12 protein-coding genes are annotated in these 13,505 nt (G+C 61.0%); 10 read left to right on the forward strand and 2 right to left on the reverse strand.

Annotated elements, in window-relative coordinates:
• Nucleotides 1-283 precede the first annotated feature (283 nt).
• The 6 genes from ssuE to BW992_RS08575 all read left to right on the forward strand — a co-directional run bounded on the left by ssuE (nt 284) and on the right by BW992_RS08575 (nt 4,941).
• The gene (gene ssuE / locus BW992_RS08550) at nt 284-877 is read left to right on the forward strand and encodes an NADPH-dependent FMN reductase (RefSeq protein ID WP_072458555.1); all 594 of its coding nucleotides are present in this window, start codon (nt 284-286) and stop codon (nt 875-877) included.
• Between the two features lie 91 nt (nt 878-968).
• The gene (locus BW992_RS08555; protein ID WP_072390396.1) at nt 969-1,934 is read left to right on the forward strand and encodes a sulfonate ABC transporter substrate-binding protein; all 966 of its coding nucleotides are present in this window, start codon (nt 969-971) and stop codon (nt 1,932-1,934) included.
• A 25-nt stretch (nt 1,935-1,959) separates the two neighbouring features.
• Nucleotides 1,960-3,108: an FMNH2-dependent alkanesulfonate monooxygenase gene (ssuD, locus tag BW992_RS08560; protein ID WP_072458556.1), complete on the forward strand. Its 1,149-nt coding sequence runs from the start codon at nt 1,960-1,962 to the stop codon at nt 3,106-3,108.
• A gap of 7 nt (nt 3,109-3,115) precedes the next feature.
• Nucleotides 3,116-3,898 carry an aliphatic sulfonate ABC transporter permease SsuC gene (ssuC, locus tag BW992_RS08565; RefSeq protein WP_076406006.1) on the forward strand — a complete coding sequence of 261 codons (783 nt, stop codon included), beginning with the start codon at nt 3,116-3,118 and terminating at the stop codon, nt 3,896-3,898.
• Nucleotides 3,895-4,701, forward strand: coding sequence for an aliphatic sulfonates ABC transporter ATP-binding protein (gene ssuB, locus BW992_RS08570; protein WP_072390388.1), 807 nt, complete (start codon nt 3,895-3,897; stop codon nt 4,699-4,701). The genes ssuC and ssuB overlap by 4 nt, the downstream gene beginning before the upstream one ends.
• 24 nt (nt 4,702-4,725) lie before the next feature.
• The gene (locus BW992_RS08575) at nt 4,726-4,941 is read left to right on the forward strand and encodes a TOBE domain-containing protein (protein WP_072390386.1); all 216 of its coding nucleotides are present in this window, start codon (nt 4,726-4,728) and stop codon (nt 4,939-4,941) included.
• 225 nt (nt 4,942-5,166) lie between these two features.
• Here the strand turns inward: BW992_RS08575 and BW992_RS08580 are convergent, their stop codons facing one another.
• Both BW992_RS08580 and BW992_RS08585 read right to left on the reverse strand, forming a co-directional pair.
• The gene (locus tag BW992_RS08580; protein ID WP_072390384.1) at nt 5,167-5,802 is read right to left on the reverse strand and encodes a TetR/AcrR family transcriptional regulator; all 636 of its coding nucleotides are present in this window, start codon (nt 5,800-5,802) and stop codon (nt 5,167-5,169) included.
• Between the two features lie 216 nt (nt 5,803-6,018).
• Entirely contained in the window at nt 6,019-7,395 is a 1,377-nt protein-coding gene (locus BW992_RS08585) for a glutamine synthetase family protein (RefSeq protein WP_072390381.1), read from the reverse strand.
• Nucleotides 7,396-7,999: 604 nt separating this feature from the next.
• Here BW992_RS08585 and BW992_RS08590 point away from each other — a divergent pair.
• The 4 genes from BW992_RS08590 to BW992_RS08605 all read left to right on the forward strand — a co-directional run bounded on the left by BW992_RS08590 (nt 8,000) and on the right by BW992_RS08605 (nt 13,482).
• The gene (locus BW992_RS08590) at nt 8,000-9,358 is read left to right on the forward strand and encodes a glutamine synthetase family protein (RefSeq protein ID WP_072390379.1); all 1,359 of its coding nucleotides are present in this window, start codon (nt 8,000-8,002) and stop codon (nt 9,356-9,358) included.
• 57 nt (nt 9,359-9,415) lie between these two features.
• The gene (locus tag BW992_RS08595; protein ID WP_072430914.1) at nt 9,416-10,780 is read left to right on the forward strand and encodes an aspartate aminotransferase family protein; all 1,365 of its coding nucleotides are present in this window, start codon (nt 9,416-9,418) and stop codon (nt 10,778-10,780) included.
• 322 nt (nt 10,781-11,102) lie between these two features.
• Entirely contained in the window at nt 11,103-12,200 is a 1,098-nt protein-coding gene (locus BW992_RS08600) for a polyamine ABC transporter substrate-binding protein (RefSeq protein WP_072458558.1), read from the forward strand.
• Between the two features lie 184 nt (nt 12,201-12,384).
• The gene (locus BW992_RS08605; protein WP_072390370.1) at nt 12,385-13,482 is read left to right on the forward strand and encodes a polyamine ABC transporter substrate-binding protein; all 1,098 of its coding nucleotides are present in this window, start codon (nt 12,385-12,387) and stop codon (nt 13,480-13,482) included.
• Nucleotides 13,483-13,505: the final 23 nt, after the last annotated feature.

Below are 13,505 nucleotides of genomic sequence, written 5' to 3' on the forward strand. Positions count from 1 at the left end.
CCCACGCTCCGCGTGGCAGCCAAGGACAGTCCGGCAGCCGAACGCGGAGCGTCCGTTGAGGCGCTTGCGCGCAGCGCGTGGGAATGATCAAGGCTTGTGTACCAAGGGTTTTGGCCGTTCCGACGGCCTTTTTTTATGGCCTGGAAAAAACAATCTTATATTTCTTTATCGAATAACCAAATGAATAAATATGATTTAAAGATATAAAAATCCGCTGTTATGGTGGGGGCCTAAACGCGAGATCGCCCATCGCGAATCGCACAGGACGTTTAAGGATGTTGGCATGTTTGTCGTCTCACTCGGTGGCAGTCCCAGTCAGCGTTCCCGTTCCGGGGTATTGCTGGAGCGGTCGCAGCGCTGGTTGCAGCAGCAAGGTGTGGAAGTGGTGAGCTATCAGGTGCGTGATTTCCCCGCCGAAGACCTGCTCCATGCCCGTTTCGACAGTCCCAAGGTGGTCGACCTGCTCCAGCGAATCGAAAACGCCGACGGTTTGTTGATTGCCACGCCGGTGTACAAGGCTTCCTTTTCCGGCGCGTTGAAAACCGTGCTGGACTTGCTTCCCGAACGTGCCTTGAGCCACAAGGTGGTATTGCCCATGGCCACGGGCGGCAGCATTGCCCACATGTTGGCCGTGGACTACGCCCTCAAGCCCGTGCTTTCGGCGCTCAAGGCCCAGGAAATGCTCCAGGGCATCTTTGCCGAAGACAGTCAGATCGCCTACGGCGAAGGCTCTGCCCAGGCCCAGCTGACGCCCGCCTTGCAGCAGCGACTGGACGAAGCGCTCGAGCAGTTTCTCAGCGCCATGGCTCGTCGACCCAAGCCGCTGGATCCAGGCCTGTTGAACGAACGTTTGTTGAGTGCTCGCTGGAGCATTTGAACCCGATACACCCTGATTCACTTCACCTTACTCAGCCGCCAACGGCCAAGCAGGTGCAGCCAAAACCCCATAGCAAAAAAGGAGAGGCGCCATGCGCTCTGTCATTTTGCGTCGCGGGCTGGTCGCTCTGTTTGCTGCGGCTGTGTCCTTCGGCGCCATCACCCAGGCCCAAGCCGAGACCCTGCGGATCGGTTATCAGAAGTACGGCACGCTGGTGCTGCTCAAGGCCAAGGGCTCGCTGGAAAAACGTCTCGCCGCCCAAGGCGTGGACGTGCAGTGGACCGAGTTTCCCGGTGGCCCGCAGTTGCTCGAAGGCCTGAACGTCGGCTCCATCGATTTCGGTGTCACGGGGGAAACCCCACCGGTGTTCGCCCAGGCGGCGGGTGCCGATCTGCTCTATGTCGCCTATGAACCGCCAGCGCCCGGCAGCGAGGCGATCCTGGTGCCCAAGGGCTCGCCCATCCAGTCGGTGCAGGACCTCAAGGGCAAGAAGGTCGCCCTGAACAAGGGCTCCAACGTGCATTACCTGCTGGTGCGCGCGCTGGAGGACGCTGGCCTCAAGTATTCCGACATCCAGACCGTGTTCCTGCCCCCGGCTGACGCCCGCGCGGCGTTCGAACGTGGCAGTGTCGATGCCTGGGTGATCTGGGACCCTTACCAGGCCGCCGCCGAACAACAGTTGCAGGCCCGGACCCTGCGTGACGGCAAGGGCATCGTCGACAATCACCAGTTCTATCTCGCCACCCGACCCTATGCGCAAAAGCATCCCCAGGTCATCACGACCCTGGTGGAAGAAGTGCGCGCCGTGGGCGAATGGTCCAGGGCCAATCCTGAGGACGTGACCCGACAGGTATCGCCACTGCTTGGCCTGCCCGCCGACATCACCCTGACGTCGGTGAAGCGCCAGGGCTACGGAGCGCTGTTCCTCACACCGCAAGTGATCGCGGCGCAACAGAAGATCGCCGACAGCTTCTATCAGCTCAAGTTGATACCCAAGCCGCTGAGCATCAAGGACGTGATCTGGACGCCACCGGCGGCCGTTGCGAACGCGCAGTAAATTCGACCCCCAGGGAGACCACTCCATGAGCCTCAATATTTTCTGGTTCCTGCCTACCCACGGCGACGGCCATTACCTTGGCACCGCCGAAGGCGCTCGCGCCGTCGATCACGGTTACCTGCAGCAGATTGCCCAGGCGGCGGATCGGCTGGGGTTCGGTGGGGTGCTGATCCCCACCGGGCGCTCCTGCGAAGATTCCTGGTTGGTGGCCGCTTCGCTGATTCCCGTGACCCAGCGCCTGAAATTCCTCGTGGCGCTGCGCCCAGGGATCATTTCCCCGACGGTGGCGGCGCGTCAGGCCGCGACCCTGGATCGCTTGTCTGGGGGGAGGGCGCTGTTCAACCTGGTAACCGGGGGCGACCCGGACGAACTGGCCGGCGACGGCCTGTTCCTGGACCACGAGGCACGCTACCAGGCGTCGGTGGAGTTCACCCGTATCTGGCGCCGCGTGCTGGAAGGCGAGACGGTGGACTACGACGGCGAGCACATCAGCGTGAAGGGTGCCAAGCTGCTTTATCCGCCGATCCAGCAACCACGCCCGCCGCTGTATTTCGGCGGCTCCTCGGAAGCCGCCCAGGACCTGGCCGCCGAGCAGGTGGACATGGTGCTGACGTGGGGCGAGCCGCCAGCGGCCGTGGCGGAAAAGATCGAACAGGTCCGGGTCAAGGCGGCCAGGCTCGGGCGCACGGTGCGCTTCGGCATTCGCCTGCATGTGATCGTGCGAGAAACCAATGCCGAAGCCTGGCAGGCGGCCGACCGATTGATCTCCCATCTGGACGACGACACCATCGCCCGTGCCCAGGCCTCCCTGGCGCGCTTCGATTCGGTGGGCCAGCAACGCATGGCTGCGCTGCACGGTGGACGGCGCGACAAATTGGAGGTCAGCCCGAATCTATGGGCCGGTGTCGGCCTGGTTCGGGGCGGAGCCGGGACGGCACTGGTGGGCGATGGCCCGACCGTCGCTGCGCGGGTCAAGGAATACGCCGAGTTGGGGATCGACACCTTTATCTTCTCCGGCTACCCGCATCTGGAAGAGTCCTACCGCGTGGCGGAGTTGCTTTTCCCTCATCTGGATGTGGAGCGTGCGCCGTTGCCGCAGAGCCAGGGGTACGTAAGCCCGTTCGGTGAGATGGTCGCCAACGATATCCTGCCCAAAGCCGCTTCCCAGAGTTGAGGCGGCCATGAAGAAACTTATCCACAACCTGGCGCCGTGGGCGGTGCCGCTGTTGTTGCTGGTGGTGTGGCAGCTGTCGGTATCGGCGGGCTGGTTATCCACGCGGATCCTGCCGGCCCCGGTGGCCGTGATCGAAGCCGGAGCGCAGTTGGTGCGCAGCGGCGAAATCTGGACTCACCTGGCAATCAGTGGCTGGCGAGCGGCGCTGGGTTTCCTGATCGGTGGCGGCATCGGCCTGGCCCTGGGTTTCATCACCGGCCTGTCGAAATGGGGCGAGCGCCTGCTGGACAGCTCGGTGCAGATGCTGCGAAACGTGCCCCACCTGGCGTTGATTCCCCTGGTGATCCTGTGGTTCGGCATCGATGAGTCGGCGAAGATTTTCCTGGTGGCGCTGGGCACGCTATTTCCGGTCTACCTCAATACTTACCACGGGATCCGCAACGTCGATCCGGCGTTGGTGGAGATGTCCCGCAGCTACGGGGTGTCCGGGTTCAGCCTGTTTCGGCAGGTGATCCTGCCGGGTGCATTGCCCTCTATCCTGGTGGGCGTGCGCTTCGCGCTGGGCTTCATGTGGCTGACACTGATCGTGGCGGAAACCATTTCCGCCAACGCCGGCATCGGTTACCTGGCCATGAATGCCCGGGAGTTCCTGCAAACCGATGTGGTGGTGCTGGCGATCCTTTTGTACGCCGTGCTCGGCAAGCTGGCCGACCTGGCGGCTCGTGGGCTTGAACGGGTCTGGTTGCGCTGGCATCCGGCCTATCAGGTACGCAGCGCAGGTGCCGCATGAGCGCTCAACAACCTCCACGCCTGTTGCGCGGCATTCCTCTGGTCGTGCGCCAATTGCAGAAGACCTTCGGTTCGCGACAGGTACTGCAAGACCTCGACCTGCACATCCCGGCCGGGCAGTTCGTGGCGGTAGTGGGGCGCAGCGGTTGCGGAAAAAGCACCTTGCTGCGCCTGCTGGCCGGCCTCGATCAGCCTTCGGACGGTCAGTTGCTGGCCGGTTCGGCGCCGTTGAGCGCGGCGCAACAGGACACGCGCCTGATGTTCCAGGAGGCGCGATTGCTGCCCTGGAAAAGAGTCATCGACAACGTCGGCCTGGGCTTGAAAGGCCACTGGCGAGCCCAGGCGCTACAGGCCTTGGAAGCCGTCGGTCTGGCCGACCGGGCGCAGGAGTGGCCGGCGGCGCTGTCCGGCGGGCAGAAACAACGGGTGGCCTTGGCCCGGGCGCTGATTCATCAACCGCGCCTGTTACTGCTCGACGAACCCCTGGGAGCGCTCGATGCCCTGACCCGCATCGAGATGCAACAACTGATCGAGCGTCTGTGGCAGCAACATGGTTTCACCGTGTTGCTGGTCACCCATGACGTCAGCGAAGCCGTGGCCGTCGCCGACCGGGTGATCCTGATAGAAGACGGTCGAATTGGCCTCGACCTGCCCGTCGACCTGCCACGACCACGGGCCCGCGGCTCCCATCGTCTGGCAGCCCTGGAAGCCCAGGTGCTCAATCGTGTGCTGTCCTTGCCCGGCCAACCGCCGGAACCCGAACCTGTTTCACCCTTGCCCACGCAATTGCGTTGGGCTCAATAGCCTCATCCAGAAGGAATCGACACTATGACTATCAAAGCCATCAACGTACGTAACCAGTTCAAAGGCGTCATCAAGGAAATCGTGGAGGGCGACGTACTGTCGGAAATCGACGTACAGACCGCTTCCGGCATCGTCACGTCGGTGATCACTACGCGCTCGGTGAGGGAGTTGGAGCTGGCCATCGGCAGCGAAGTGATCGCCTTCGTCAAATCCACCGAGGTGTCTATCGCCAAGTTGTGAGCGATGCCTTGCCCGCAGCCCCGGACGGCGAGAGCCCTTCGGGGCTTTTCAGTTATTGGACGTGCTGAGTCACTGCGCACACTTTGGCTTGACGCTTGAGCAGGCGACCGATGCCGTGGATGAAGTGATCAACTGGGAAGCTGAGCTCGGCGAGCACTCCGCAAGCCTTTTGAGAGGTGTCGAGTCCACCATGGGGGCCCATCGCATGAAGAGCTGATCGGCACATCAGGCGACTTCACGCTTGGGCAAATAGGGTGGCAGGTACAATCCCAGGTACGCATCGAACACCCGCATGCCTTCCTCGGCCATGCGAGGGGTGATCTGGCCGTGCAACTGCACCGAGCGGGCATAGACGCGGTCGCCCAATTCCATGGCGAGGGCGAATACGTCGACATCACCAGGCAGCGCCGGCAGTTCGAAGTGGCGGGCGAAGAGTTTGTGCATCAGGTCGCTCAGTTCCAGGTCGTGCTGGCGGTCGGCCTGGGTGACTTCGGTCAGCCCGTGCTGGGCCAGGATCAATTGGCGAGCGGCGGCATCCTGGCCATAGATCGTCAACATGCGCTGCTCCACCAGTCGTGACAATTCGCGCCAATGATTCAGCGAACCGTGATCGATCGGCGCTAGCAGGCAGGCGCGGAAGGCGGCATGGACGTCCGCGGTCAATGCTTCGAGCAGGGCCGGAACGCTGGCAAAGAAGTGATACACGGAAGAGGGCGGAATGCCCGCGCGCTCGGCGACGCTGTAGATCGAAAGGCTGGCCACGCCTTCGGCCGCCAGCAGCGTGCGGGCGGCATCGAGGATCGAATCGATCCGGGCCTGGCTGCGTGCGCGGGGTTTGCGAGGGGTGGCAATGCGCGTCATGGGACTCTCCTGCGGGGCTGCCGGGCATTGTACGAGCAGGGATTTGTATTGTCTGCCAGGCCGTCATCGCGAGCAGGCCCGCTCCCACATGGATCTTCGTCGGGCTCAAGAATGGGGGGGCGTTCAAATATCCTGTGGGAGCGAGCCTGCTCGCGATAGGCATAAAAAAACGCCGCAGCCTCGAAGGCCTGCGGCGTTATTCGTTGCAGCAACCGCTTAAACGGTATGCAGGTACCAGTTGTACTCGAGGTCGGAGATGGAATGTTCGAACTCTTCCAGCTCACTCTCCTTGCAGGCCACGAAGATATCGATGTATTTCGGGTCGATGTACTTGGCCATGACTTCGCTGTCGTCCAGTTCCCGCAGGGCATCGCGCAGGTTGTTCGGCAGGCTCTGTTCGTTCTGCTCGTAACTGTTGCCTTCCACCGGCGCACCGGGCTCGATCTTGTTGACCAGGCCGTGGTGCACTCCCGCCAGCACGGAGGCCATCAGCAGGTACGGGTTGGCATCGGCGCCGGCGACGCGGTGTTCCAGGCGCACGGCATCGGCCGAACCGGTGGGGACGCGCAGGGCCACGGTGCGGTTGTCCAGGCCCCAGGTCGGCGAGTTCGGCACGTAGAACTGTGCGCCGAAACGGCGATAGGAGTTGACGTTGGGGCAGAGGAAAGCCATCTGCGCGGGCAGGGTCTCGAGCACACCGCCGATCGCGTGACGCAGCGCGGCGTTCTGCTCGGGATCCTCGCTGGCAAAGATATTCTTGCCATCTTTGTCCAGGATCGAGATGTGAACATGCAGGCCGTTGCCTGCCTGGCCCGGATAGGGCTTGGCCATGAAGGTGGTGTCCATTTCATGGTCGTAGGCGATGTTCTTGATCAGGCGCTTGAGCAGGACGGCGTAGTCGCAGGCCTTCATCGGGTCGGCCACGTGGTGCAGGTTCACTTCGAACTGCGCCGGGGCACTTTCCTTGACGATGGCGTCGGCGGGAATGCCTTGCTCCTTGGCACCTTCCAGGATGTCCTGGAGGCAGTCGACGTATTCGTCGAGGTCGTCGATCAGGTAGACCTGGGTCGAATGCGGGCGTTTGCCGGAAATGGGCGAGCGGGGCGGCTGTGGACGGCCATTCACGTTCTCCTGGTCGATCAGGTAGAACTCCAGCTCGAACGCTGCGCAGATGGTCAGGCCCAGTTCATCGAACTTGGTCACGACCTGGCGCAGGACTTCGCGAGGGTCGGCGAAGAAAGGCTCGCCTTCGAGCTCGTGCATGGTCATCAGCAGCTGCGCGGTAGGGCGCTTCTGCCAGGGTTCGTTGGAGAGGGTGCCAGGGATTGGATAGCAGATGCGGTCGGCATCGCCGATGTCCAGGCCCAGGCCGGTGCTTTCCACCGTCGAACCATTGATATCCAGGGCAAACAGGGAGGCCGGCAGGTTGATGCCTTTCTCGTAAACCTTGTGGAGGCTGGTGCGTTCGATGCGCTTGCCGCGCACCACACCATTCATATCCGCAATCAGAAGGTCAACGTACAGAACCTCAGGATGTTCCTTAAGGAACGCGTTCGCTTCGTTAAGCTGAACGGCACGCGGGGGTACCGACATGATGCAACACCTTTGTTGTTAAAAATATCAATCATTGATCTCTTTGAAACCCAGTCAACCCGAACGGCATGCCGAAGTCAAGCAGGGCCTTTTTTGCCCTAAAAAAGCACTTGAGGGGCTTTTTTGGAGCAGTTTGGGGCGTTTTTTCCCCTTCAAGGGGCTTGGCGCCCGCAGGCTTGAGCGGGCCGTGTTGTATTTTTTACGGGGGTGTTGTGTAAAAAAATGAACAAGGCTAAGCTCGATTCAAACCCATAACAGCAATAATACCGGGGTGCTTCATGTCTCGCCTGCCGTACCAACGGCGTCACCACCTGTCCCAGCAGATCGGTTGGCATGCTCGTCGCATCAGTGGCGAGGCGTGTCCCCAGGCCATGACGACGGCCACCGAGCGCCTGCCCATGTCGACTTCATCCCTGGTGCGTCAGCCGTCATCTTCGTCCAATATTCTGGACGCTCTGGACGAAACTCTCTTTAGCAGCTCTCCTTTCAATGTAGAACCTTTTCCCGGGCATTTGTCGGGCAGGGGCAACACAACGCGACGCCGATGCGTCAAACAACCCCTGGCTAGCCTTGGCAGCCAGGAAAATCACGCCTAGAGGCATTTATGAGTAACAACCTCGACCAGCTCACCGATTGGTTGAAAGACCATAAGATCACAGAAGTCGAATGCATGATTGGCGACCTGACCGGTATCACCCGGGGCAAGATTTCGCCGACCAACAAGTTCATTGCCGAAAAAGGCATGCGCCTGCCCGAGAGCGTTCTGCTCCAGACCGTTACGGGCGACTATGTCGAAGACGACATCTATTACGAACTGCTGGATCCGGCCGACATCGACATGGTGTGCCGTCCGGACGAAAACGCTGTATTCCTGGTGCCCTGGGCCATCGAGCCCACCGCCCAGGTGATCCACGACGCCTATGACAAGCAGGGCAACCCCATCGAGCTGTCGCCGCGCAACGTGCTGAAAAAGGTGCTCAAGCTCTACGCCGACAAGGGATGGCAGCCCATCGTCGCACCGGAAATGGAGTTCTACCTGACCAAGCGCAGCGACGACCCGGACTTCCCGTTGCAGCCGCCCATCGGTCGCTCAGGCCGCCCGGAAACCGGTCGCCAGTCTTTCTCCATTGAAGCGGCCAACGAATTCGACCCACTGTTCGAAGATGTCTACGACTGGTGCGAGTTGCAGGAGCTGGACCTCGACACCCTGATCCATGAGGACGGCACGGCGCAGATGGAAATCAATTTCCGTCATGGCGATGCCTTGTCCCTGGCCGACCAGATCCTGGTGTTCAAGCGCACCATGCGTGAAGCCGCGCTCAAGCACGATGTGGCCGCGACCTTCATGGCCAAGCCCATGACCGGCGAACCGGGCAGTGCGATGCACCTGCACCAGAGCATCATCGACAAGGAAACCGGCAAGAACGTCTTCTCCAATGAAGACGGGACGATGAGCGAGCTGTTCCTGCACCACATCGGCGGGCTGCAGAAGCTGATCCCCGAGCTGTTGCCGCTGTTCGCGCCCAACGTCAACTCGTTCCGCCGCTTCCTGCCGGATACCTCGGCGCCGGTGAACGTCGAATGGGGCGAGGAGAACCGTACCGTCGGCCTGCGGGTGCCGGATGCCGGGCCGCAGAACCGTCGGGTGGAAAACCGCCTGCCGGGTGCCGACGCCAACCCGTACCTGGCCATCGCCGCCAGCCTGCTGTGTGGCTTCATCGGCATGGTCGAAGGCCTCAAGCCGAGCGCACCGGTGGTGGGCCGTGGTTATGAGCGCCGCAACCTGCGCCTGCCGCTGACCATCGAGGACGCCCTCGAGCGCATGGAAAACAGCACCACCATCGAGAAGTACCTGGGTAAGAAATTCATCACAGGCTACGTCGCGGTCAAGCGGGCCGAGCATGAAAACTTCAAGCGCGTCATCAGTTCGTGGGAGCGGGAATTCCTGCTCTTTGCCGTCTGATGCGCCGGGCGGGGCGGTCCAGGCCGCTTCGCCCCAACCGATACAAGGAGAATTCGCATGACCCGCAACAATCCGCAGACCCTCCAATGGCAAGCCTTGAGCAGCGAGCACCACCTGGCGCCATTCAGCGACTTCAAGCAGCTCAAGCAGAAAGGGCCGCGCATCATCACCCGTGCCAAGGGCGTCTACCTTTGGGACAGCGAAGGCAACAAGATCCTCGACGGCATGGCCGGCCTCTGGTGCGTGGCGGTCGGCTACGGCCGTGATGAGCTGGCCGAAGCCGCCAGCCAGCAGATGCGTGAGTTGCCGTACTACAACCTGTTTTTCCAGACGGCCCATCCGCCGGCGCTGGAGCTGTCCAAGGCCATCGCCGACGTCGCCCCGCCCGGCATGAGCCATGTGTTCTTCACCGGTTCCGGCTCGGAAGGCAACGACACCATGTTGCGCATGGTCCGCCACTACTGGGCGATCAAGGGCCAGCCGAACAAGAAGGTCATCATCAGTCGCAAGAACGGCTATCACGGCTCGACCGTGGCCGGCGCGAGCCTGGGTGGCATGACCTATATGCATGAGCAGGGCGACCTGCCGATCCCGGGCATCACCCATATCGCCCAGCCATACTGGTTCGGCGAAGGCGGCGACATGAGCCCCGAAGAGTTCGGTGTGTGGGCAGCCAACCAGCTGGAAGAGAAGATCCTGGAGATTGGCGTCGACAATGTCGGTGCATTCATTGCCGAGCCGATCCAGGGCGCGGGCGGCGTGATCGTGCCGCCGGACACCTACTGGCCGCGCATGAAGGAAATCCTCGCCAAGTACGACATTCTGTTCGTGGCCGACGAAGTGATCTGTGGCTTCGGCCGCACCGGTGAGTGGTTCGGTACCGATCATTACGGGTTGAAACCCCACATGATGACCATCGCCAAGGGGCTGACCTCCGGATACATCCCCATGGGCGGCCTGATCGTACGCGACGACGTGGTCGCGGTGCTCAACGAGGGCGGCGACTTCAACCACGGGTTCACCTATTCCGGTCACCCGGTGGCTGCGGCAGTGGCCCTGGAAAACATCCGCATCCTGCGCGAAGAGAAGATCGTCGAGCGTGTCCACGACGAAACGGCACCTTATTTGCAGAAGCGCTTGCGGGAACTGAACGATCATCCGCTGGTGGGTGAAGTGCGTGGCGTCGGTTTGCTGGGGGCGATCGAACTGGTCCGGGACAAGGCCACGCGCCAGCGTTATGAAGGCAAGGGTGCGGGCATGATCTGCCGGCAGTTCTGCTTCGATAACGGCCTGATCATGCGCGCGGTGGGAGACACCATGATCATTGCGCCGCCGCTGGTGATCAGCAAGGCCGAGATCGATGAATTGGTGACCAAGGCACGACACTGCCTGGACCTGACCCTCGGTGTGTTGCAAGGCTAGGGTTTGTACGAAAAGTCGCCGAGCGGCGATCAGGCAAGGCGAAAGCACGCGAGCAAGCGCAGTTGACGGGTCGTCATTGAGCATTGCGAGCCTGTTTTCAACGCAGCATGGTCGTTGCGCAAGCACTTATCGTACAGAGCCTAAGTGCTAGGCTCTGAGGGAGGCGCCTTGAAGGACCTCCCCCGGTTTGAAAAGGCTGGGTTTGTGTTGAAAGCCTGCCCTGTAACTTGCCAGACTACCGCCTGTTCAAGTTGCCCGCGAGCCGGCTACTGAACTGTGGCTTAAAAGAATAACTGGAGCATCATCCATGAAGGCATTAGGTATGAAGATAGCTGGCAAGACCCTCCTCGCCATGTCTCTGATGGGCGCGATGGCGGGTGCCGTCCAGGCGGACGACAAAGTGCTGCACGTCTATAACTGGTCCGACTACATCGCCCCGGACACGATCGCCAAGTTCGAGAAGGAGTCGGGGATCAAGGTGGTCTACGACGTATTCGACAGCAATGAAACCCTGGAAGCCAAGCTGCTGGCCGGCAAGTCCGGCTATGACATCGTGGTGCCGTCGAACAACTTCCTGGCCAAGCAGATCAAGGCGGGCGTCTATCAGCCACTGGACAAGTCCAAGTTGCCGAACTGGAAGAATCTCGACACCGACCTGCTCAAGGCGGTGGGTGATGCCAGCGACAAGGGCAACCAGTACGCTTTCCCTTACATGTGGGGCACCATCGGCATCGGCTACAACCCCGAGAAGGTCAAGGCGGCACTGGGTATCGACAAGATCGATTCCTGGGATGTCCTGCTCAAGCCGGAAAATATCGCCAAGCTCAAGAGTTGCGGGGTGAGCTTCCTCGATTCGCCGACCGAGATGATCCCGGTGGCCTTGCACTACCTGGGCTACCCGACCGACACCCAGGACAAGAAACAACTGGCTGACGCCGAGGCGCTGTTCCTCAAGATCCGTCCTTCGATCGGTTACTTCCACTCGTCCAAGTACATCTCCGACCTGGCCAACGGCAACATCTGCGTGGCCGTGGGTTACTCGGGCGATATCGAGCAGTCCAAATCCCGTGCCGCCGAAGCGGGTGGCAAGGTCAAGGTGGCCTACAGCATTCCCAAGGAAGGCGCCGGTTCGTTCTACGACATGGTCGCCATTCCCAAGGACGCCGAAAACGTCGAGGCCGCCTACAAGTACATGGACTTCCTGATGAAGCCGGAAATCATGGCCGAGATCACCGACAACGTCCGTTTCCCGAACGGCAACAAGGCCGCGACGCCGTTGGTGGACAAGGAAATCTCCGGTGATCCGAACATCTATCCGTCGGATGAAGTGAAAGCCCATCTGTATGCGATCAGCGACTTGCCGCCAGCCACCCAGCGGATCCTGACCCGCAGCTGGACCAAGATCAAATCCGGTAAATAAGCCGGCCTGAGGCACCCTCCTGTTGTCGCCGTCCTCGCGACGCCCGGCAACAGGAGCAATTAAATAACTAAAAGTTTTGCTGGATCGGTTTATCGAGGGTAAGTTGCGCGCCGGTTTTGTTGCAGGGCCTATCGCGGCCGGTAACGGGGGGCAACTTGGGCCCAACTATTTAGAGGACCTCCACGTGCCAGTCTTTTCTTTGTTACGCAACGCCTTGCTGGTCGGTGCCGGCCTGACACTCGCGGTCAGTGTCCAGGCGGCTTCCACCGTGCATATTTATAACTGGTCGGACTACATCGGCGAATCCACCCTGGCGGATTTCGAAAAAACCACCGGGATCAAGCCGGTGTACGACGTGTTCGATTCCAACGAAACCCTGGAAGGCAAGTTGCTTGCCGGCCGTACCGGCTATGACGTGGTCGTGCCGTCCAACCACTTCCTGGGCAAGCAGATCAAGGCCGGGGCGTTCCAGAAGCTCGACAAGGCACAACTGCCCAACTACGCCAACCTCGACCCGTCGCTGCTCAAGCGCCTGGAGCGCAACGACCCGGGCAACCAGTACGCCGTCCCCTACCTGTGGGGCACCAACGGCATCGGCTACAACGTCGAGAAGATCAAGGCTGTGCTGGGCGTCGAGAAGATCGATTCCTGGGCCGTGCTGTTCGAGCCGGAGAACATCAAGAAACTGTCCAGTTGTGGCGTCTCGTTCCTCGACTCCGGTGACGAGATGATTCCGGCGATGCTGAACTACCTGGGCCTGGACCCCAACAGCGAAAACCCGGAAGACTACAAGAAGGCCGAGGCCCAGCTCCTCAAGATCCGGCCCTACGTGACCTACTTCAATTCCTCCAAGTACATCTCCGATCTGGCCAACGGCGAGATCTGCGTGGCAGCCGGTTTCTCCGGGGACATTTTCCAGGCTCGCGAACGTGCCAGCGAAGCCGGCAAGGGCGTCGAAATCGCCTATGTGATCCCCAAGGAAGGCGGCAACCTCTGGTTCGATATGCTGGCGATCCCGCGTGACGCCACCAATGTCAAGCAGGCCCATGCATTCATCAATTTCCTGCTCCAGCCCGAGGTGATCGCCAAGGTCAGCGATTACGTCGGTTATGCCAACCCCAACCCCAAGGCTGGCGAACTGATGGACCAGCAAGTGCGTACCGACGAGGCGGTCTACCCACCGCAGGCAGTCGTCGACAAGCTCTACGTCAACTCCGAGTTGCCGCCCAAGATCCAACGACTCATGACCCGCAGCTGGACCAAGGTCAAGTCGGGTAAATAGCGTCAAACGCTCTAACTTAAAGG

The organism is Pseudomonas sp. 7SR1 (assembly GCF_900156465.1).
In the GTDB taxonomy this organism is placed as follows: domain Bacteria; phylum Pseudomonadota; class Gammaproteobacteria; order Pseudomonadales; family Pseudomonadaceae; genus Aquipseudomonas.